15 protein-coding genes are annotated in these 22,194 nt (G+C 65.9%); 10 read left to right on the top strand and 5 right to left on the bottom strand.

Annotated elements, in window-relative coordinates:
* Positions 1-777 (bottom strand): dimethylarginine dimethylaminohydrolase family protein, encoded by a 777-nt coding sequence (locus C811_RS06290; RefSeq protein ID WP_016308673.1) that lies wholly within the window; start codon positions 775-777, stop codon positions 1-3.
* A gap of 95 nt (positions 778-872) precedes the next feature.
* Positions 873-1,127, bottom strand: a complete 255-nt coding sequence (locus C811_RS06295) for a glutaredoxin family protein (RefSeq protein ID WP_016308674.1) — start codon at positions 1,125-1,127, stop codon at positions 873-875.
* 306 nt (positions 1,128-1,433) lie between these two features.
* On the opposite strand from C811_RS06295, the gene serC reads away from it, so the two are divergent.
* The 6 genes from serC to coaD all read left to right on the top strand — a co-directional run bounded on the left by serC (position 1,434) and on the right by coaD (position 8,898).
* Positions 1,434-2,516, top strand: a complete 1,083-nt coding sequence (serC, locus tag C811_RS06300; RefSeq protein ID WP_016308675.1) for a 3-phosphoserine/phosphohydroxythreonine transaminase — start codon at positions 1,434-1,436, stop codon at positions 2,514-2,516.
* A 49-nt stretch (positions 2,517-2,565) separates the two neighbouring features.
* Positions 2,566-4,143, top strand: a complete 1,578-nt coding sequence (gene serA, locus C811_RS06305) for a phosphoglycerate dehydrogenase (protein ID WP_016308676.1) — start codon at positions 2,566-2,568, stop codon at positions 4,141-4,143.
* Positions 4,144-4,359: 216 nt separating this feature from the next.
* The gene (locus C811_RS06310) at positions 4,360-5,880 is read left to right on the top strand and encodes a 2-isopropylmalate synthase (RefSeq protein WP_016308677.1); all 1,521 of its coding nucleotides are present in this window, start codon (positions 4,360-4,362) and stop codon (positions 5,878-5,880) included.
* Positions 5,881-6,010: 130 nt separating this feature from the next.
* The gene (locus tag C811_RS06315; protein ID WP_016308678.1) at positions 6,011-6,589 is read left to right on the top strand and encodes a helix-turn-helix domain-containing protein; all 579 of its coding nucleotides are present in this window, start codon (positions 6,011-6,013) and stop codon (positions 6,587-6,589) included.
* Positions 6,590-6,597: 8 nt separating this feature from the next.
* Positions 6,598-8,289, top strand: a complete 1,692-nt coding sequence (locus tag C811_RS06320; protein ID WP_016308679.1) for an AMP-binding protein — start codon at positions 6,598-6,600, stop codon at positions 8,287-8,289.
* A 114-nt stretch (positions 8,290-8,403) separates the two neighbouring features.
* Positions 8,404-8,898 (top strand): pantetheine-phosphate adenylyltransferase, encoded by a 495-nt coding sequence (gene coaD / locus C811_RS06325; RefSeq protein WP_016308680.1) that lies wholly within the window; start codon positions 8,404-8,406, stop codon positions 8,896-8,898.
* A 94-nt stretch (positions 8,899-8,992) separates the two neighbouring features.
* On the opposite strand, the gene C811_RS06330 is transcribed toward coaD, so the two are convergent.
* The 3 genes from C811_RS06330 to C811_RS17160 all read right to left on the bottom strand — a co-directional run bounded on the left by C811_RS06330 (position 8,993) and on the right by C811_RS17160 (position 16,293).
* Positions 8,993-10,858, bottom strand: coding sequence for a flavocytochrome c (locus C811_RS06330; protein ID WP_016308681.1), 1,866 nt, complete (start codon positions 10,856-10,858; stop codon positions 8,993-8,995).
* Between the two features lie 309 nt (positions 10,859-11,167).
* Positions 11,168-15,922, bottom strand: coding sequence for an isopeptide-forming domain-containing fimbrial protein (locus tag C811_RS15700; protein WP_016308682.1), 4,755 nt, complete (start codon positions 15,920-15,922; stop codon positions 11,168-11,170).
* Between the two features lie 236 nt (positions 15,923-16,158).
* On the bottom strand, positions 16,159-16,293 hold the full coding sequence (locus tag C811_RS17160) for a hypothetical protein (protein WP_016308683.1): 135 nt from the start codon (positions 16,291-16,293) through the stop codon (positions 16,159-16,161).
* 989 nt (positions 16,294-17,282) lie between these two features.
* Between C811_RS17160 and C811_RS06340 the strand changes: the two genes are divergently transcribed.
* From C811_RS06340 to infB, 4 genes are read left to right on the top strand one after another with little or no spacing between them, the layout of a single operon-like run.
* The gene (locus C811_RS06340) at positions 17,283-17,753 is read left to right on the top strand and encodes a ribosome maturation factor RimP (protein ID WP_016308684.1); all 471 of its coding nucleotides are present in this window, start codon (positions 17,283-17,285) and stop codon (positions 17,751-17,753) included.
* Between the two features lie 19 nt (positions 17,754-17,772).
* Positions 17,773-18,975, top strand: a complete 1,203-nt coding sequence (gene nusA / locus C811_RS06345) for a transcription termination factor NusA (protein WP_016308685.1) — start codon at positions 17,773-17,775, stop codon at positions 18,973-18,975.
* A 27-nt stretch (positions 18,976-19,002) separates the two neighbouring features.
* Positions 19,003-19,293 (top strand): RNase P modulator RnpM, encoded by a 291-nt coding sequence (gene rnpM, locus C811_RS06350; protein ID WP_016308686.1) that lies wholly within the window; start codon positions 19,003-19,005, stop codon positions 19,291-19,293.
* Positions 19,294-19,296: 3 nt separating this feature from the next.
* On the top strand, positions 19,297-22,041 hold the full coding sequence (gene infB, locus C811_RS06355; protein WP_016308687.1) for a translation initiation factor IF-2: 2,745 nt from the start codon (positions 19,297-19,299) through the stop codon (positions 22,039-22,041).
* Positions 22,042-22,194: the final 153 nt, after the last annotated feature.

A 22,194-nucleotide genomic window follows, 5' to 3' on the forward strand; every position in this document is an offset into this window, starting at 1 on the left:
CTAGAAGCGCAGGCTCAGGCAGGACAGGCCGCCGTCGACCTTGCGGTACTCGGAAGTGTCCACCACAAGCGTCTTGTAGCCGAGATCCTGCACCGCCTTCAGCACGGTGGGATAGCCCTCGGGCACGATGACGGTGCCGTTCACCCAGATGCAGTTGGCGCCGTAGGCCTCGTCCTCGGGCACGATCACCTTGTTGTACTCGGCGAAGTCGGGCTTGTCGATGAACTCGCCGGACACGAGCATGTTGCCGTCCTCCAGGTAGTTCACGCCGGTCTTCAGGTGCAGCACCTCCTCGAGCGGCACCTCGGAGCCGGACAGGCCCCAGCCCTCGAGGATCTCGATGAACTGGCGGATGCCCTCCTCGTTGGTGCGGGCGGAGCGGCCCACGAAGAAGTGGTCGCCCACCATCATGACATCGCCGCCGTCGAGCGTGCCCGGGGCCACGATGTGCGCCACGTGCTCGTCGTCGAAGAACTGGCGGATGGTCGGCTCGATCTCGTCCTTCTCGCCGTTGCGCGTGTCGGCGCCGGGGTTGGTGATGATGGCGCCGCAGCGGGTGATGACCGCCGGGTCCTCCACGAAGCAGGAGTCCGGGTAGGCCTCCAGGGCCGGCAGCTCGGTCACTTCCACGCCGCACTGCTTCAGGGCGGCGATGTAGTCGTCGTGCTCCTCCACGGCGCGCTCGTAGATGGGCTGGCCCAGCTCCGGGGCGCTCGTGATGCCGTCGCACAGCGAGCGGCCCGGCTTGCGGACGATGACGTTGGTGAACTTGGTCATAGCTGACTCCTTGTCTTCGCGGAACACGCCTCCGTGCGTGTGTAAGACAGTGTATCCCTAACAGGGGGTCAGCGGGGGAGAATCTTCCTTACTTTTTAGCCTTCCTCGCGCTCGATGATGAGGTCGCCCAGAAAGCGGATGATGTCGTCGGACTCGAACATCGGCTCGCCGTCCACCACCAAACACGGCACCTGGCCCTTGCCGGCGAGGCGCATAAGATCGTCCTTCACACCGGGTTCCAGCGTGTCGCGCATGGGCATCGCGATGTCCTCTTCCTCCATGAAGGCGAGCACCTTCTGGCAGAACGGGCAGGTGGGCTTGTAGTACAGCACCATGTTGTCGAAGTACATGATCGCTCCTTTCCTCGGGATGGCCGCTTGCGCGCTTTCGTCACGTGATCGAGTTGCGTGCTGCTCGATGGCGCGAGAAGCATGATAAGCGAGCCGCTTTCGGTCGTTTTCAGATCTGGAATCAGGTTGATAGATCGTAAAGCTCGTGAATCTCGATGGATATGAGGCGCGTCCTGCCCCGACCGCTCGGCCCTTACGTGGGGCGACGGGCTCATGGTTAGGGGTACAATGGCCCCGTTAACTCAAGAAAGCCCGCGGATGAGCCCGGACAGGGCGCTTCGGGCTTGCGACGAAGGAGAACCGCCCATGACTCGCGTCTACAACTTTTCCGCCGGTCCCGCCGTGCTGCCCGAGGAGGTGCTGCGCCAGGCGGCCGCCGAGATGCTCGACTACAACGGCTGCGGTATGTCCGTCATGGAGATGAGCCACCGCTCTAAGCCCTTCGCCGAGATCATCGAGACCGCCGAGGCCGATCTGCGCGAGCTTTTGTCCATTCCCGACAACTACCAGGTGCTCTTCCTCCAGGGCGGTGCCACCCAGCAGTTCGCGGCTATCCCGATGAACCTCATGCGGAACAAGAAGGCCGACTACATCGTGTCGGGCTCCTGGTCGAAGAAGGCTTTCAAGGAAGCCCAGCTCTACGGCGAGGCGCGCTGCGTGGCCTCCTCCGAGGACGAGAACTTCTCCTACGTGCCCGACGTGGCGGGCCTTCAGTTCGACCCCCAGGCCGACTACGTCTACATCTGCCAGAACGAGACCATCTACGGCACCACCTACCCCGCGCTGCCCGACACCGGCGACATCCCGCTCGTGACCGATGTGAGCTCCATGTTCCTCTCCGAGCCCATGGACGTGTCGAAGTTCGGCCTCATCTACGGCGGCGCCCAGAAGAACATCGGCCCGGCCGGCGTCACCATCGTCATCGTGCGCGACGATCTGGTGCGCGAGGACGTGCTGCCCTTCACCCCCTCCATCATGCGCTATACCACCCAGGTGAAGGCCAAGTCGCTCTCCAACACGCCGCCGGCCTACGGTATCTACATCTGCGGGCTCGTGTTCAAGTGGCTGAAAGGTTTGGGCGGCCTTGAGGCCATGGCCGAGCGCAACCGCGAGAAGGCGGCGCTCCTGTACGATTACCTGGACCAGAGCAAGCTCTTCCGCGGCACCGCCCGCAAGGAGGACCGCTCTCTTATGAACGTGCCCTTCGTCACCGGCTCGGACGAGCTGGACGCCCTGTTCGTGGCCGAGGCGAAGAGTCACGGCATCGAGTCCATCAAGGGCCATCGTTCGGTGGGCGGTATGCGCGCGAGCATCTACAACGCCATGCCGAAGGCCGGCGTGGAGGCGCTCGTGGCCTTCATGGGCGAGTTCGAGCGCAACAACGCGTAGGGAAAGACTCCCCAGGGAGACGGCAGGGCGAAAGGCGAAAGGACGCGCCATGGCGAAGAAGATTCTGGTCACAGAGGACTTGGTGCAGGAGGGCATCGACGCGCTCGTCGAGCAGGGCTACGAGGTGGATGTGCTCATCGACCCGACAGCCGATGAGCTGATGGCGGCCATCGCGCCCTACGACGCGCTCATTGTGCACCCGAACACGGTGGTGGACGCGGCCCTGCTCGACGCGGCGAAGAACCTGAAGATCGTGGGCCGTGCGGGCGTCACGGTGGACAACATCGATGTGGAGGCGGCCTCCGAGCGCGGCGTCGTTGTCTGCAACGCGCCCACCTCCAACGTGATCAGCGCCGCCGAGCACACCATGGCGCTTCTGCTGGCCGCCGCCCGCCGCATTCCCGAGGCGAGCGCCTCCATGCACGCCGGCCAGTGGCGCCGCGGCGACTTCATGGGCAGCGAGCTGTACGGCAAGACGCTCGCCATCTTCGGTCTGGGGCGCGTGGGAGGACTCGTGGCCGAGCGGGCAGCGGCCTTCGGTATGAACCTCATCGGGCATGACCCCTACTGCTCGCCGGAGCGGGCGCTGCATCTGGGCGTGACCCTCTACGAGGATATGGCCCCCGTGCTCGCCCAGGCCGACTTTATTACCGTGCATCTTCCGCGCACGGTGAGCACCCTGGGCATGTTCGGTGCCGACGAGTTCGCCGCCATGAAGGACGGCGTGGTGCTCGTGAACGCGGCCCGCGGCGGCATCTTCAACATGGAGGCCCTGGCCGACTTCGTGGCCGCCGGCAAGGTGGCGGGCGTGGCCATCGACTCCTTCGAGAGCGAGCCGTGCACTTCGTCGCCGCTGCACGAGTTTGCGGGCGCCATACTGACCCCGCACTTGTCGCCCATGACCCACGAGGCCCAGCGCCGTGCCTCCACTCAGATCGCGGAGTACGTGGCGGCGGGCTTGGAGGGCGGCATGGTGGCCACGGCGGTGAACCTCGCGCCCTTGCCGCCCGAGGCCTTCGACATTGTGGGACCTTATATCCACGCCTGCAAGATGCTCGGATCGGTGGCAAGCCAGCTGCTCGGGCATACGCCGAAGAACCTCAAGCTTGAGCTGGCCGGCGCCATCGCCGACGCCGATCCGGCTCCGCTTCTGGCCGCCGTGCTCGACGGGGGGCTGTCCTACCGCCGCCTCGGCGCGTTCTCGGCCGCCAACGCCGAGTCGGTAGCCTCGCGTCATGGCATCTCCGTTACCACGGCCTCGGTGCTCGACGCTCAGGAGTACGCGAGCTCGGTGCGCGTCGTGGCCGATGAGGTGGAGGTGGCCGCCACCTTGTTCGGCACCGAGCACACCCCGCGCATCATCTCGCTGCTCGATTACAAGATCGACATGGCGCCCGGCACCACGTCGCTCGTCTTCGAATACGTGGATGCTCCCGGTCGCATCGGCACCATTGGCACCATCCTCGGCGAAGCTGGCGCAAACATCACCACCATGCAGATCGGCACCAAGCCTGCGGAATCCTGCGCGCTTGTGTACATGAACGTGGAGGGGGATGTGGGCGAGGCGGTGCTCGATCGGCTGCGGGATGCCATCGACCTGCGCAATCTGTGGAAGATCGTGCTATAGGGGAGAGGCCGCTGCCGAGCGCCTGTCCGCGCTTTCGCGGGCTGCTTCGGTCGGAGGCGCGAGCGTCATCGGGCGCGCCGATGATAGGCCATCGAAACTTTTAACTGCTTTTGGCGGCGCCATCGCGAGGTCGCGCCGCTCGTTTTGCTATGATGCTCTCGGTCAGTTTTGCCCGCGCCGCGCGACGCGGGGCCACGGAAAGAAAGAAGGAACGGCATGACACGCAAGATCGACATCTTCGACACCACGTTGCGCGACGGCGAGCAGTCGCCCGGCGCTTCCATGAACACCGAGGAGAAACTGGTCATCGCGCGTGAGCTCCTTCGCCTGAACGTTGACGTCATCGAGGCCGGCTTCCCCATTTCCAGCCCGGGCGACTTCGAGAGCGTGCGCCGCATCGCCGAGCTGGCAGGTGATGCCGCCACGGTGTGCGCCCTCACCCGCGCGGTGGAGAAGGACATCGACTCGGCCGCCGATGCGCTGCGCTACGCCAAGCGCCCCCGTATCCACACCGGCATCGGCGTGTCGCCCTCGCACATGCGCGACAAGCTGCGCATCACCGAGGACGAGTGCGTCGAGCGCGCCGTGAAGTGCGTGAGCTACGCGAAGAAGTTCGTCGAGGACGTGCAGTTCTACGCCGAGGACGCGGGTCGTTCCGACTTCGCCTTCCTGGCGCGGGTCATCGAGGCGGTCGTCGCCGCCGGCGCCACGGTGGTGAACATCCCCGACACCACGGGTTACTCGCTGCCCGAGGACTTCGGCGCGCGCATCAAGTACCTCATGGACCACGTGAAGGGCATCGAGAACGTCACGGTGTCGGTGCACTGCCACAACGATCTGGGCATGGCCACGGCGCTGTCGCTCGCGGGCGTGCGCAACGGCGCCACGCAGATCGAGTGCACCATCAACGGCCTGGGCGAGCGTGCGGGCAACACGGCCATGGAGGAAGTGGTCATGGCCATGCGCATGCACGGTGCCGAGCTGGATGCCCACACCGACATCAACACCCGCGAGTTCATTAAGGCGAGCCGCCTGGTCAGCTCTATCACGGGCATGAACGTGCAGGCCAACAAGGCCATCGTGGGAGCCAACGCCTTCGCGCACTCCTCGGGCATCCACCAGGACGGCGTGCTGAAGAAGCGCGATACCTACGAGATCATCGACCCGGCCGAGGTGGGCGTGGGGGCCAGCCAGATCGTGCTGACGGCCCGCAGCGGGCACGCGGCCTTGAAGCACCGCCTGGAGGAGCTGGGCTATGTCTACGAGGGCGATGAGCTCGACCGCATCTATACCGCCTTTCTGGATGTGGCCGACAAGAAGAAGGAAGTCTATGACGAGGATCTGGAGGCCCTCGTCAACGAGAGCGACCGCGAGCTGACGGCGCTCTACACCCTGGAGGGCGTGCAGGTGAGCTGCGGCTTCCCGCTGAAGCCCACGGCCACCGTCACCCTGCGCGGGCCCGAGGGCGACGAGCGCACCGTGTGCGACTGGGGCACCGGCCCCATCGATGCGGTGTACAAGGCCATCGACCAGATCGTGCAGGTGGACAACGACCTGTCCGAGTTCGCGGTGACGGCCGTTACCCGCGGCATCGACGCGCTCGGCGAGGTGACCGTGCGCGTGAAGGCTGCCGGCGGCGAGGTGTACGTGGGCCGCGGTGCCGACGGGGACATCATCGTGTCCTCGGCCAAGGCCTATCTGAACGCGCTCAACCGCCTGCTTGCCGAGAAGCGCTAGGGCGCGGCGCGGTCGCGCGCCGGAAAGCGCGCCCCTTGGCTCCGCGAAGCCGACGGCCCGTCCGTCGGCTTCTTCTTTTCCCAGGTGTTTTCGTGTATGATACGCCGATACCCTAGGAGAAGGAGAGGCTATGGCTGAGGACAACAAGCTCGGGCGCAAGATCACGACCCTGCGCGAGGCGCATCACCTGTCGGCCCAGGATCTGGCCGATCGCTGCGGCTGCGACGTGGCGCTCATCGAGCAGCTGGAAGGCGGGGAAGTGCCCGCGTCGCTCGCGCCCCTCATCAAGCTGACCCGCGCCCTCGGGGTGCGCCTGGGTACCCTGATGGATGACGACGAGGACTTCGGGCCGGCCTATATCAGCGCCGAGGCCATGGCCGAGGTGGAGCGCGTGAAATCGCTCCAGACTGCCAAAGATGCTGGCGACCTGGCCTATTTCAGCTTGGCCGCGGGCCGTCCGTCCCGCCATATGGACCCCTTCATCATCACGGTGACCCCCACCGGCGAGGCCACGCACAAGCTGGATTCCCATGAGGGGGAGGAGTGGCTCTACGGCATGGAGGGCTCCATCGAGATCGAGTACGGCAGCGAGACCTACGTGCTCGGCCCCGGCGAGTCCATCTACTACGACTCCATCGTGCCCCACCAGGTGCGCGCCCACGCGGGCCAGAACGCGAAGTTCCTGGCTTGCGTATATACCCCTTTTTAGGAGGCGCGATGACTGAAGAGCAGAACGCCGCGCCGGTGCCCGGGTCGCCGGATTATCCGCTGCACTCGGAGCTGACCCTTGGCGCCTATCTGAAAGAGCAGGTGGCGAAAGACCCCGACCACGAGTTCGTGGTGTACCCCGACCGCGACCTGCGCTGGACCTACCGCGACTTCGACGAGCGCACCGACAACCTGGCCAAGGGCCTCTTGGCCATCGGCATGAAGCCGGGCGATCACTTGGGCGTGTGGGCGCGTAACATCCCCGACTGGCTCACCTTCATGTACGCTTCCGCCAAGATCGGCGTGGTCATGGTGACGGTGAACCCGGTGTACAAGTCCCACGAGCTGGACTACGTGCTGAAGCAGTCGGATATGAAGGCGCTGTGCGTCATCGATGCCTACCGCGACGTGGACTACCTGAAGATCATCCGCGATCTGGTGCCCGAATCGCTCAATGTGCAGCGCGGGTTCCTGCGCTCGGAGGAGTATCCCTTCCTGGAGAACCTCATTTACATGGGGCCCGAGAAGCACCGCGGTTTCTACAGCGTGCCAGAGCTTCTGCTGCTCGGCCAGCACAAGCCCGACAGTTCCCTGGAGTGGGCCCAGGGCCAGTTCGACAACAACGACGTGGTCATGATGCAGTACACGAGCGGCACCACGGGCTTCCCCAAGGGCGTCATGCTCACCCACCGCAATATCCTGAACAACGGCTTCTACATCGGCGAGGGGCAGAAGCTGGGCGCGTGCGACCGCGTGTGCCTGCCGGTGCCCTTCTTCCACTGCTTCGGCTGCGTGCTGGGGGTCATGGCCTCGCTCACCCACCGCTGCACCATGATCATCGTGGAGGATTTCGACGCGGGGCTCGTGCTGCAGGCCCTGCACAAGGAGCGCGCCACGGCGGTCTACGGCGTGCCCACCATGTTCATCGCCGAGCTGAACCACCCGGATTTCGACTCCTTCGACCTGTCCCATCTGCGCACGGGCATCATGGCCGGCAGCCCCTGCCCGCCCGAGACCATGCGCGAGGTGATGGAGCGCATGAACATGCGGGATGTGACCATCTGCTACGGCCTCACCGAGACGAGCCCCGTGTTCACCCAGACCTCGGTGGACGACGACATTCCCCACAAGTGCGAGACCGTGGGCCGGGCGCACCCGCCTGTGGAGGTGCGCATCCTGGACCCGAACGACGGCCACATCTGCGCCCCCGGCGAGCACGGCGAGCTGTGCTGCAAGGGCTACAACGTCATGAAGGGCTACTACAAGATGCCCGAGGAGACGGCCAAGGCCATCGATGCGAACGGCTTCCTCCATTCCGGCGACATGGGCACCGTTGACGAGGACGGCTACTTCCGCGTCACGGGCCGCATCAAGGACATGATCATCCGCGGCGGCGAGAACATCTACCCCCTTGAGGTGGAGAACTTCCTGCTCACCATGCCCGGCGTGCTGGATGCCCAGGTGGTGGGCATCCCCGATGCGAAGTACGGCGAGATCGTCGGCGCCTTCATTCGCGTGCGGCCGGGCCACGAGGCCATGACCGAGGATGACGTGCGCGAGTATGCCATCCCGCGCATCGCCCGCTACAAGGTGCCCAAGCGCGTGTTCTTCGTGGACGACTTCCCCATGACCCCTTCCATGAAGGTGCAGAAGTTCAAGCTGCGCGAGATGGCCGAGGAGCTGGTGAAGGCAGGGCAGTAGGGAAGTGGTAAATTCGCTCCCTTCGGCGAAAGCCGCTCCTGTGGAGCCGACGTTCGGGTACACTCGTCATGTGGCCCGCCGCACGCCATTGCGGCCGTAAGAAAAGGAGCCGTCGTGAAACGTGCGCTTACTCCCGGTACCTTCGATCCCATCACCGTGGGTCATCTCGACGTTATAAGCCGCGCGGCCCAGCTGGTCGACGAGGTCGTCGTCGCTGTGGCCGTTTCCGCCAAGAAGCAGCCGCTGTTCTCGCTGGAAGAGCGCGTGCGGCTGGCTCGCGAGGCAACGGCTCATCTGGCGAATGTGCGCGTAGAGCCCTTCGATGAGCTGCTCGTTGATTTTGCCCATCGAGTGGGCGCTCAGGCGGTAGTGAAGGGCCTGCGCGCCATTACCGACTTCGAGTACGAGTTTCAGATGACGGCGCTCAACTACCAGCTGGACAAGGAGCTCGAGACCCTGTTCATTATGTCCACGCCCCAGCACATGTACCTCTCCTCGTCCATTGTGCGCGAGATCGCCTCGCTGGGGGGCGATGTGTCCCAGTTCGTCAGCCCTTGTGTGGAGGAGGCCCTGCGCCGACGTTACGCGGAAATAGCTGCCGGGAAGTAGGCTGCCGGACACGTAATGCAACGAGAGAGGGCGCCTCAACTGGGGCGCCCCCTCTTCTTTCAGCCTCCGCAGTGCCGGGAGGTGCAGTTAGCGTTTAGGCCAGCGCGTACTTTGCGGCGTTGGTGCCGGCATTGCGGCCGAAGGTCATGCAGTCGGCGATGGCATTGCCACCCAGGCGGTTGCTTCCGTGGATGCCGCCCGTGACCTCGCCGGCGGCGTAGAGGCCGGGGATGACCTTGCCGTCGGCGGAGACCGCCTCGGACTCCACGTTCACATGGATGCCGCCCATGGTGTGGTGCACCGTGGGCACCTTGCGGCAGGCGTACCAGGGGCCGTCCACCATCTCGGCGTCGGCGGTGTTGTCGGCCACGAAGCCGAACTCGTCTTCCGCGCCGCCCACCACGGCGTTGTAGGCGTCGATGGAGGCCTGCAGGTTCGCGGCATCCACGTCCATGGCCTTGGCGAGCTCGTCGACGGTCTCGCCGGTCACGATGTGCTGCAGGGCCAGCATGTTGTTGATGGTGGCGCCGTTGGCGTCGGGCTCGTCGGGATCGGGGTAGCGCAGGGTGTTCACGACCACCCAGTAGGTGCCGTCGGGCTGGGCGAAGATGTTCTTGCACAAAACGTCGCGCTCGGCGCCCTCGTTCACGAAGCGCTTGCCCTCCTTGTTCACGAAGATGCGGTTGCGGCCGGAAGTGCGGATGTCCTCCATGAGGCCCGTGCCCGGGGTGCCGCAGGGGTGCAGCTGGATGTCGGACAGGCCGATGAGCTCGGCACCGGCCCCTTCGGCGAGCGCCAGGCCCTCGCCCTGGGCGCAGGGCTTGATGTTGGTGCAGCCGATGGAATCGTCCAGCACGACTTCCTTCCACACGCCGTCGTTGACGGACTGGCGGTACTCCACGTTGGCACCGAAGCCGCCGGTGGCGATGATAACGGCCTTGGCGTTCACGGTCACCTCGTCGGCGCCGTCGTAGAGGGCCCTCACGCCCACGACCGCGCCGGCGTCGTCGGTGATGAGCTCGGTGGCCTGCATGTCGTTCAGAAGCGTGATCTTGTCGGCGTTGTCGCTGATGAACTTCTGGAACGAGCGGATGTAGGTGTTGCCCGACGGGGTGGCCGGGTAGTGACTGCGCTCGCCGAGGGAGCCGGTGGCGCTGCCGCACTCGTCCTTGAACTCAACGCCCAGGCTCTCCAGCCAGTGGACGGAGTCGAGCGCGTTGTCGGTCAGGTAATGCACCAGCTCCGGGGTGCCCTGGTTGTGGCCGCCCTTGATAGTGGTGTCGTAGAAGGTCTCGATGGAGTCCTCGATGCCCTGCTTGTCCTGACGCTCCGGGTCCACGGCGTTCAGCGCGCCCTCGGACACGTTGGTGGAGCCGCCGGTGATGCCGCACTTCTCCAGCACGATGACGTTCGCGCCGGCCTGCACGGCCGCGATGGCCGAGGCCAGGCCCGCACCGCCGCCGCCCACGACGCACACGTCGGTGTCATAGGCGGATTTGACGGCCGGCTTCTCGGGAGCCGCGGCCTCTTCCAGCGTCTCGAGGGCCCCGGCCTGCTCGGCGCATTCCTTCAGGCCCTCCTGCAGCGACATGGAGGACAGGGTAGCGCCGGTCACGGTGTCGATGTTGATGGTCTGGTTCTCCACCACCTGGTCGGAGAGGGCCTTCAGGGCATCGGCGCCCACGCCCAGGGACTCCTGGTTGCTCGCAGTGTCGATGGCGGTGATGGCGTCGTCGGAGAAGGTGACCGAGACGGTGTAGGGCGCGTTGTGGCCGGTGACCTCGGCGGTGTAGGTGCCGGCTTTCCAGCCGCCGCCGGCGCTCTCGGCGCCTGTGTGCGGAGCGCAGCTGGTTAGGCCGAAGCTCGCCAGGCCGCCCCAGATGCCGAGCACGGCGGCACCTTTGCAGAAGGTACGACGGGAAATGCCGTTCGCCGGGATTGGGGTAGATGTGCGGGTCATGATTTGCCTCCTTTATTGGCACTGCGGGATTCGGCAACGGGGAGTCGCTCGGGCCAGTCGGAATTGGATTTGCCTCAACGCCAAGGGCTCTGGCGATTGCCTTGCGTTGACTTTAGTGCGCTAGAGGGCAGTAACGCTGTGTCAATTGCTCACTGTTGTGCATGTGCTTATTATGTGTTTGCAATTTGAAACTTGTGTTTTGAAATTGTGTCTGAGCAATGGCGGCGAAGGTGCTACACGGGCGGGAGGCAGAAGAGCCGCCCGAAGGCGGCTCTTCTCGGTTTCAGCTACAGCGGGGATGCCGGGTCGTTAACGGCGCAGGCGCCGGCGGGCGAGCAGCAGGGCCCCGGCTGTGACGGCGGCGGCCGCCAGGAGGGGGAGCGCGGCGGCCAGCGCGGCGTCGCCGGTCTGGGCGAGCCTGGTGCCGGAGATGGGCCTGGCCTTCGGCTTCTCGGAGCCCTCGCCGCCGCCCTCGGTGCGCGCGAGCTTCCCGGCGGTCACCTTCTCGCCGCCGGGCGGGTAGGCCTTCGGGCTCTCGGCCTTGGGGCGGTCGCGCTCGTAGTCGGGCCAGCCCCCGGGCGGGGAGAACGGCTTGCCCGGCTCGGGGTGGCCGCCGTCCGGGTCCCACTTGGAGGGCAGGTCGCCCACCGCGGCCGCCACGTTGCCGATGTCGGCGCCCACGGCGTCCTCGGTGACGTGGGCGGTGAACTCCATCCTCGCCTCCTGGCCCCCGTAGAGGTGCCCCACCGCCACGGCGAGGGTGCGGGTGCCCACGTCGTAGGCGTCGTCGGCCACGCCGGCCTCGCTTCCGTTCGGCAGCGTGACCCTGATGGACCCCGCGGCCACCTCCAGGCCCCGGGGCACCACGTCCTTGATGACAGCGTCCATCCAGGCGGTGCCGGCGCCGTCGTTGCGCAGCACGATGGTGTAGCGCACCTCGTCGCCCACGCGGGTCCTCCCGTCGGAGCTCGTCAGGTTCTCGGCGGCCTTCTCCACCTTCACGTCGCCCTCGGCGGGGTCGTCGCCCACCAGCACCGGCGGCACGACGGGCGGAGTGAAGGAGGCGGGGTCGTCTGCCGGCGGCGCGGTGGGCTTGCCGGGCTCGGGATCGGCGGGGGTGCCCCCGGGACCCTCGGAGGGCACGGTGCCGTGGGCGAGCGCAATGTTGACATTGTTGGCTCCCATGGCCTCCTTGCCCACGGTTACGTCGAACACGAGCACGACCTCCTTGCCGCCCCACAGATCGCCCGCGGTCACAGCGATGGTGCGGCTCGCCTTGTCGTAGGCGCTGTCGGCTACGGCAACTTCGGTGCCGTCGGCGCTGACGAGCTTGATGGAGTTTGCTACCGGCTCCAGGCCCGCCGGCAGCGGGTCGGAGACGACGGCGTTCTGCAGGCAGCTGTTGGAGGCCCCCTCGTTGGAGAGCGTCACGGTGTAGCGCAAGACGTCGCCCACGCGGGTCACCTTGGCGCCGGGCGCGGTGGCGTTCTCCACGCTCTTTGTGATCTTCACGTCGGGGTCGGCCGGCGCCACGGTGGGGGACTTGGGCGGGGTCGCCGGGTCGGAGGGCTCGGGGTTCTCGGGCAGCTCCTTGCCGGGGTGCTCCGGGTCGGGGCGAGTGCCCGTGGCCTCGGCGATGTTCGCGAGATCCGAGGCGATGCCCGGGCCCGCGGCGTCGGCCTGCACGGTGCACTCGAAGGTGAGGGTGGCTGTGCTCGCGCCGTAGACGCGGCCCGCGGGCGCCGTCAGGGTGCGCCGTCCCTCGCCGTCCGGCGCCGAGAGCCGGTACTCGCCGAGGACGGGTGCGGCGCTGCCCGCGGCCGCTTTCAGGGATCCCTTCAAGGGCTCGGAGGGATTGTCCAGGCGCAGGGTTCCCTCGTCGATGTCCAGGCAGGCGGGCAGGCGGTCGGTTATCGTCACGGCGTTCCATACCGAGCCCGCGGCCTCGTTCTTCGCGGTGATGGTGTAGCGGATGCGCTGGCCCGGCTGCACGGGCGCGCCCGGATTCGTCAGGTTCTCGGCCTTCTTCGTTACCGACGGCTTCGGGGCGATCTTCGGATTCGGGTTCACGGTCACCTTGTAGGACCAGGTGCTGCCGGTGTAGGCGCCGTTGGGGGCCTGTTTGAACACGAGGATGCCGGTGCCGAGCATCTTGGGATCCAGCACGAGCGAGTAGGTACCGTCGTCGTTGCGCACGGGGTTGCCGTCCTTGTCGCGCACGAAGTCGGCCTCGTAGAGCTCGCCGTCCTCGGCGGTGATGGAGATCTTGCCCGTGGAGGGCGTCTCCACCTTCATGATCACGCGGCCGGGATGGGGGTTGTCATCGCTGGGGATGTCCCAGGTGGTGATCACCTCGCCCACATAGCCGTTCTCGGTGGGGCCGAGGGTGCCGATGTGCTTGCCCGGGTCGTCGGGATCGGAGGGATCCACCGGATCGTCGGGGTCGTAGGGCTCGGTGTCCACGCTGGGCTGGGGCGCCTGGGGATCCTTGTTGTCGGGGTCCTTCTCGGGCGTCACGGTCGGCTTCGGGTCGATGGGCTCCACGGCCACCTCGGCTTTCGGAGCCTGCTCGGGATGATCGGCCGGGTTCACGCTCTCGAGGTAGTTGGCCGGCTCGGGGTCCGGGCTCTCGCCGTCCTTCACCGGGGGCAGGTACTGCAGGGACACGATGTGGCGGTTGTCCTTGGTGGCGTCGGGCAGCAGGAAGTCCTTCTCGGCGGGGACGAACGTGTAGGTGAAGTCGGTCCGGGATCCCTCGCCCACGGCCGCCGCCACCGCGTTGACGCGCGCGTCGCCGGCCGGGATGGCGTTGCCGTCCTCGTCTGCGTCGCCGGCGAACACGAGCTTCACCGGCTCGCCCACGGCCTTGCCGTCGACGTAGAGCTGCACATAGCCGCGGGGCGCCTGGCACTTGGCGCCGTCGATGGGCGTGCCGTCGGGGTGGTGCGTGCCGTGGCTGATGGTGGCGTCGATGGTCAGCTGCTTTCCGGCGTCGTCCTGCTCGCTGCCGTCCTTCTCCTCGTCGGGCACGCCGGCGTTCCAGGTGGCCTTCACCAGGTCGACCGCGGAGTTGGTGGGCTTGATCTCGCACCACCCGATGGCCCGATGCCCCCAATAGTTGGTAGAGAAATCGGGATCGTCGCACCATTCGGTGGAGTCGACCGTGAGCTTCATGTAGCCCACGTCGCAGGGCATGCTCGTGCTTGCGGAGCTCTCGGCGCCCAAGGGCGTCTGCTGGTCGGCGCTGTACAGCTGGTACTTGTACTGGACCTTGCCGGACTGGGAGAGCACCTTGCCGTCATCGGTCGGAATCTGGTTGTGCTCGTCGATGGTAAGCCCTCGAAGGGGGGAGCCGTCGTAGTACTTGGTCAGGTCTTTGAAATCGTCGGGCAGCGTGAAGTAGATGTACCGCTTGAGCACGGTGCCGCTCTGGCTGCCAGAAGGTTGGCGGAAGAGGGGCTCGATGGTCTGCTCGTTGCCGTTCTTGTCGACGTACTTGAGGGTAACGGTAACCTCCTGGGAGAAGGCGCTTGAGGGAAGCCAGAGGAAGAGCTGTCCGTCGAAGAACTGCTTCGGCGAACCGTACTCGTACTCTTTTCCTCCTACGGTGAGCGTCCATGACGTGATGAGCTCGTCAAAGTCGGTGTGCGTAATGACGGGAGTCGCCTCTTTGTTGCGCTTCTCGATCTCCGACTTCAGATTGATGGTCATCATGGACACCTTGTTCGGATCGTTGGGGTTGCTGGTGTTGTACCCCTCCTCTTTGTAGGCGTCGTTGCCCCAGGCCGTGCCTCCGATGCCGATGAACTTGCCGGCGCCGGCATACACCGAGCCGCCTGTGACGACGACGTAGCCATCATAACCACCGAGATCGCCGACGGAGCCGGTGGGATACAGCGTGCCGCCGGTAACGGTGATGGTGTGCCCGGTGTTGTATCCGGCCGCCCCGGCCCAGCACGCGGCGCCGAAGCCATTGCCATGGCCGCCGCCGGAGGCGCGAATGTAGCCGCCGTGGATGGTGATGTCGCCTGCAACTGTCGGATGGTTGTAGGAGCGGCTCCCGATGATATCGGGCTGATAGAAGGTGGCTCCGCTGTAGCCATCGTAGCAGGCGGCCCCGACGCCGGCGCCGTGGTATCCTCCCGCCACGGTGTAGCGGCCGCTGTTGAACATGATGAGCGTCTCGGTGCCGTTGCCGCCCGAACCGGCCCCGATGCCGGCCGCGCAGCCGGAGCTGCCCGCATAGGTTGCCTCGAGGATGCCTCCGTTGAAGGTCATGCGGCCGCCCGACTCACAGTTGTTGCCGCCGATGCTGGCAGCGTCCTGCACGCCGTAGATGAGCAGCTTTCCCGGATTGTCGCTGTCGAGAACGGAGTGAATCTGCCCCTTGGCGAGCTGCTTGCCACCAACAAGGGTCACGTCCTCATTGATGATACCGCCGACGGGAATGACCATGTTGCCCGCTTTGTCGGCGTTGCGCACCGAGTCGTCGAGAACGAACTCGGATCCCTCGCCGCAATGCAGGGGCGCCGTGTAGGCGGTGGCGCTCCAGAGGGCGTTATGGGAGCCGTCCGCCAACGTGAGGTGCAGCCTCGTGGGATTCTTCACGTCCGTGCCCTCGGTGGCTTTGGCTCCATCCTCGGTGTCATAGCAGTTGGTGAGGATGTTGATCGGCGTGCGATGGTAGATGTGCACGCCATCGAGAACGATGTCGGCCTCCCTGCCCTCCCTTACGACAATGGCCGTCGTCGAGTAGGTTCCGGCGTTTGCGACGTTGTCGATGTTGAACGGATCGGCGTCTTGGAAGGTGAGCGGCTCGGAAGTGAGCACTTCCACTACATTGGTGAGAGGGGCGCCCGCCACCGTGTAATCGGCGCCATGGAACTGCATGGTGTCCGCAGTATAGATGTAGTCTTTTCCGTATTCGCCGCCCTTTACTTTCAGGCTGCCGACTTGGGTCCATCCGTCGGCGTCGGCGTGGGGCTCGACGGCGTTATCGGCTTTGGCCGAGGCGAAGGCCTTCTCGACGGCGCTCGTGGCCGCCTCGTGGGCAGCGGAGAGCACCTCGTGGGCGAGGCTTTGCGAGGGGGGGTTGTCGGGGGTTGACGATTGGGCGGTGTCCTCATCGCCTTCGGCCGGCTCGGTGCCGCCTGAAGAGGGGCTGTCGTTCTGCTGCTCGGATTCGCCGTCTGTATTGTCGGACTTTGGCTGCGCTGCCGCATCGTCGGGCGGGGCATCGAAGCTCGTGGCGTCCGTACTACCGTCGGCCGCCGGGGCGTCGGCGCTATCGGCCGGCTGGCTTAACGTCGCTGGGGGGGGGTCTCCGTGCCCTGGCCCTCGGCGGCGAGGGCGCCGGTGGGCATCATGAGCCCGCAGGCGAGCACGGCCGCCAGCACCGCCCGGGCGGCGGGCGCGGCCTGTCGGTTCGCTCTCATGTCGGTCTCCTTCTCTCAGTGTCCTCGGCGATGCCTCCCGCGCACCCGCTGTTGCTCCGTCTTGGGCGCGCCAGGGTGCGCGAAGCGTTGCCGAACTGTCAGCAAATCGTGGAGGAGTGTACACCCGACAGGCCCTCGCTGTCAAGGAGGTGCAGGTAAATGTAAGAAAATCTGATCTGGATTAGGGGCTATGCGTGGTTTTCGGCTCTTGTTCGCGCTTCGCCCGCTCGGTGGCCTCTGAGATTCAGCCCAGATAAGGGGGACCTAGGCTGTACTCCATATTTTGTGGACGCGAATGTAGAGATGTATAAGGGTTTTCGACCCATCGGGGCTAATTTTGGTCACGAAACGGTCGCTTTATAAGGATTTAGCGGGCATCGGCTCCTGCATTCTTATAAATCCCTTTCGTATGTGGCTCTTTTCTAAGAAATAGAAGCAGACGCCATGCTTCGGGCCGGCTGCTCTTAGACATCACCCCCTTTGTGACCAGAAATCGCCTGCGAGGGTGGAAAACGCATAGAAATCTTCTGCTTTGCGGCCGTTGCCGATGTGGCTCGAAGGCAAAAAAAGGCCGCCCGAAGGCGGCCCGGCTGTGCACGGCGTGTCTCTACACGGTGTATCTGGCATACCACAAGAAGCACGTGCATTCGCGCGCGGTCTCCGATTTCATCGACTTCGTGAAATCCTATCCGGGAAACGATCTGCCGCTTTCGGGAGGGGAGGAGTAGGCGCTCTCGCCGGCCGAGACGTGCGGATAAGATTTCCCGCGGCGCGTCCGTCAGCGGCAGTTTTGGGCCTTGAGTGGGGAAATTGCGGGCAAGGCTGGTCACTGGGCCCCGTATATGGTATAAATTGACCGCTGCGCAAAGAGCCGCGCAGACATACTTTCGCGTTCGAGAAAGTGGGCATGTCCCGCTTTCTTTTGTTGTAAGGGCCAAAACGGCCGCGCGGGAGCAGCGAAGAGACGACAGCGAGACGAGGAGGCAAGCGTGCTGACAGGCAAGGAGAAGAGCCTGCTCGAGGCCATGGAGCCCCGGGCCGCCTCCGAGGGCGTGGAGATCGTCACCGTGGAGATCGCCGGCGCCAAGCGCGCCCCCACCATCCGCGTGTACATCGATGCGGAAGGCGGCGTGAGCTTCGACGAGCTGGCGCGCACCCAGGCGTGGGTCGGGGAGCTCATGGACGAGATCGACCCGTTCCCCGGTGCCTACATGCTGGAGGTGTCCTCTCCGGGCATCGACCGGCCGCTGCGCACGCCCGAGCACTTCGAGCGATTCGCCGGACAGGAGGCCTGCGTGAAGACGCGCGGCCCCATCGACGGGCGCAGCTCGTTTACCGGCACGCTGGCCGGCATCCGCGACGGCGCGGTGCTCATGGAGGTGGACGGCGCCGAGCTGTCCGTTCCGTTCGACGCGATCAAGCGGGCCCGGCTCAAGGGCACCGTTGATTTCAGCTCATAGGGAAAGGAAGTCAGGAAAAGTGGCAAGTTCAGAGTTGATCGAGGCATTGCAGGCGCTGGCCCACGAGCGCAAGATCGACGAGTTCTATCTCATCGAGCGTTTGGAGCAGTCGCTTGCCAAGAGCTACGAGCGCATCCTTGACCTTGAGTGGGACGCGCGCGTGACCATCGATCGCCAGACCGGCAAGATCTACGTGTACGAGCTGGTGCCCGTCGGCGAGCCCGATGAGGAGACCGGCGAGTACAGCGAGTTCGAGGAGCGCGATGTGACGCCGGCCGATGTGAGCCGCATCGCCGCCCAGAACGCCAAGGGCGTCATCTCCTCGCTCGTGCGCGAGGCCGGGCGTCAGTCCATCTACGATGAGTTCCGCAGCCGCGTGGGCGATCTGGTGACCGGCACCGTGCTGCAGGGCACGCCTGACTTCACCATCATCAAGATCCGCGACGGCGTGGAGGCCGAGCTGCCGCACTACGACGCCAAGCGCAACCCCGGCGAGCGCAACGAGCGTCCGGCTAACGAGCATTACCGCCACAACCAGCGGCTCAAGGTGCTCATCATCGAGGTGCGCGACCCCAACGGCGATACGGCCCGCGCCCGCGGCGAGCAGGCGCGCCCGTCCATCGTGGTCTCCCGCACCCATCCCGACCTCATCCGCCGCCTCTTCGAGATCGAGGTGCCCGAGATCTACGAGGGCGTCGTGGAAGTGAAGTCGGTGGCCCGCGAGCCCGGCGCCCGTTCCAAGGTGGCCGTGTTCTCGCGCGAGGCGAACCTGGATCCGGTGGGCGCCTGCGTGGGCCCGAAGGGCTCCCGCGTGCGCATGGTGGTGGAAGAGCTGCGCAACGAGCGCGTCGACGTCATCCAGTGGAGCCCCGACGCGGCCGTGTACGTGGCCAATGCGCTGTCTCCGGCGAAGGTGAACCATGTCACCATCGACGAGGATAACAACTACGCCACGGTCGTCGTTCCCGACGACCAGCTGTCCCTGGCCATTGGCAAGGAGGGTCAGAACGCGCGTCTGGCCGCCCGCCTCACCGGCTGGCACATCGACATCAAGCCGGTAAGCTACCAGGGAAGCTCCCTTGTCAGCGACGAGCTCATCGACGAGGTGGAGGAAGACGACGACTTCTGCATCTTCGTTGGCGAGGACGGCGCGCGCTGCCGCAACCATGCCCGTCCGGGCAGCCAGTACTGCGGCGTGCATGCCGACGAGGAAGCCGAGTAGGACGAGGAAGCGGGAAGAATCGCACCGATGCCCATTCAGACGAACAAGCGCCAGCGCACCTGCATCGCCTGCGGGGCCACCCAGCAGAAGGGGGCCTTTCACCGCATCGTGCGCACGGCCGAGGGCGCAGCGGCCTTCGATCCGACGGGCCGTGCGGCCGGTCGGGGCGCCTACGTCTGCGCGGGAGCCTGCCTTGCGGCGGCAAAGAAGACCAGGAAACTTGAGCGCGCCCTGCGCTGCAAGGTGACCGACCAAGATTACGAGCGGCTCGCTCGCGAGATAGCTCTCGTCGAGGCACCGGGAAGAAACGAGGAGTGATATATGGCCAGCATGCGAGTACATGAGTTGGCGAAAGAGTTCGACATGTCGAGCGGGGATCTGCTCGACCGCCTGAAAGAGATGAAGATCCCGGCGAAGTCCCACGCGAGCATGCTCAACGAGGCCTACGTCGATAAGATCCGCAAGAACCTCGAGCCGGAGATCCGCGCCCGCGCCGGCGCCCTGGCGGCTGAGGAGGAGGCGGCGCTGGCGGCCGAGAAGGAAGAGGCCGAGCGCCAGCGCGCCGAGGAGGAGGCCGCCCGCAAGGCCGCCCGCGAGAAGGAGCTCGCCGAGCGCGAGGCCGCCCGCGCCCAGCGCGAGAGCGCCCGGGCCGATGAGCCGGCGCGCGAGGGAGAGGGCCGCACTGTGCGCAAGGCGCCGGTGACGAACTCGTCCTTCGCGAGCCTCGAGCAGCAGATCGCCTCCGAGAAGGAGCGCGTGGAGCGCGAGCGCGAGGAAGCCCGTGCCCGGGCCCGGGCCGAGAAGGCCGCCGCCGAGGTGGCCAAGAAACGCGCCGTGGAGGAGGCGCTTCGCCGCGGCCACAAGAAGTCCGCCAAGGCCGCCGCGCCCGAGGCTCCCAAGCACGCGCCGGCCCCCGCGCCGGCGCCGACGGCCCGCAAGGCCAACTTCGACTCGCTGCTCTCACAGATCGAGGCCGAGAAGCAGCGTATGGAGGCCCAGAAGAGCGCCATGGACGCTGCCCGCAAGGCCGGACGAGGCGCCGGCAAGAAGGGCAAGAAGGGCGCGCACCAGGTGGTGCCCGAGCTGGAGGCGCAGCAGGCCGCCGCGCCCGAGGACCGCTACGCCCAGATGGCCGTGCAGGCCGAGAAGCTCCAGCGCGACAAGGTTCTCGCCGAAGCCCGTGCTGCCGTAGCCGCCGCCACCACCCATGAGGGCGAGGGCCGCCGTAAGAAGCGCAAGGAGAAGCGCGAGGCCGAGGCCCGCGAGCGCGCCGAGGCCGAGGCTATCGAGCGCGGCCTCGACCCGTCGCTGGTGCTCGACGATTCGGTGGTGGAGATTCCCCAGGGCGCGACCGTGGCCAAGTTCGCCGAGTTGCTCGGCGTGCAGCCCAACGACGTCATCAAGCGCCTGTTCATGCTGGGCCAGGTGCTCACGCTCACCCAGTCGATGAACGACGAGACCATGGAGCTCATCGCCGACGACATGGGCCGCAAGGTGCGCGTCGTGTCGCCGGAGGAGGAGTACGCCGTGGTGTACAACGATTCCGAGGCCGACCTGAAGCCGCGCCCGCCGGTGGTCACCGTCATGGGACACGTCGACCACGGCAAGACCTCGCTTCTGGATGCCATCCGCGACACCGGCGTGGTGGCCAGCGAGGCCGGCGGCATTACCCAGCACATCGGCGCTTCCGTGGTGAACATCGGCGATCGCCAGATCACCTTCATCGACACCCCGGGCCACGAGGCCTTCACCGCCATGCGCGCCCGCGGCGCCCAGGTCACCGACGTCATCGTGCTCGTGGTGGCCGCCGACGACGGCGTGATGCCCCAGACCATCGAGGCCATCAACCACGCCAAGGCCGCCGAGGTGCCCATCGTGGTGGCCGTGAACAAGATCGACAAGCCCGGCGCCAACCCCGACCGCGTGCGCCAGGAGCTCACCGAGTACGGCGTCATCCCCGAGGAGTGGGGCGGCTCCAACATGTTCGTCGAGGTGTCGGCCAAGAAGAAGCTGCACATCGACGACTTGCTGGAGACCATCATCCTCCAGGCCGACGTGCTGGAGCTGAAGGCCAACCCCGATGCCGAGGCCTCCGGCTTCGTCATCGAGGCGAACCTGGACAAGGGCCGCGGTCCTGTGGCCACGGTGCTCATCCAGCGCGGCACCCTGCACACGGGAGATGTGGTAGTGGCCGGCACGAGCTACGGCCGCGTGCGCGCCTTGGTGAACCCCCGCGGCGAGCACGTGGGCGAGGCCCGTCCCGCCGACCCGGTGGAGATCTTGGGCCTGAACTCGGTGCCCACCGCCGGTGATGAGTTCCGCGTGTTCGAGGACGAGCGCGATGCCCGCAAGCTGGCCGAGGAGCGCGCTCTGCGCGCCCGTCTGGCCGCCCAGGAGACCAAGAGCCACATGAGCCTGGACGACCTGTTCAGCCGCATCGAGGAGGGCAAGCAGACCGATTTGAACCTCATCGTGAAGGCCGACGTCCAGGGCTCCATTGAGGCTTTGCGCGACGCCTTCGAGAAGATGGACCAGTCCGAGGTGCGCATCAACATCGTGCACTCGGCCGTGGGCGGCATCACCGAGACCGACGTCACCCTGGCCGCCGCCTCCGACGCCATTATCATCGGCTTCAACGTGCGCCCTACGGGCAAGTCCCGCGTCCAGTCCGAGAAGGAGAAGGTGGACATCCGCCTGTACCGCGTCATCTACCAGGCTATCGAGGACATCAACGCGGCCCGCGTGGGCCTGCTCTCGCCCGATATCGTGGAAGTGGACACCGGCATCGCCGAGGTACGCGAGACCTTCAAGGTGCCGAAGGTGGGCACCATCGCCGGCTGCTACATCGTCGAGGGTGAGATCAACCGCGACGACAAGGTGCGCATCGTGCGCGACGGCACGGTCATCTTCGAGGGCCATATGGCCAGCTTGCGCCGCTTCAAGGACGACGTGAAGAACGTGAAGCAGGGTTACGAGTGCGGTATCGGCATCGAGAAGTTCCAGGACCTCAAGGTGGGCGACACCATCGAGGGCTATCAGGTGAAAGAAGTCGAGAGAACAGAGTAGGTTGGTCCGTTCGCCCTGACGGGACGAACGGGAGCTTTGTTTGCGCTGATCGGCTAGGTAACAGCATGGGATGTCTGGAAGAAGGGCCGATGAAGACCCTCCTGCTGAGTTGCAGGAGGGTCTTCTCTTTCCTTTAGGTGTTTTGACATATTC

This window comes from Adlercreutzia caecimuris B7, assembly GCF_000403355.2.
GTDB lineage: Bacteria > Actinomycetota > Coriobacteriia > Coriobacteriales > Eggerthellaceae > Adlercreutzia > Adlercreutzia caecimuris.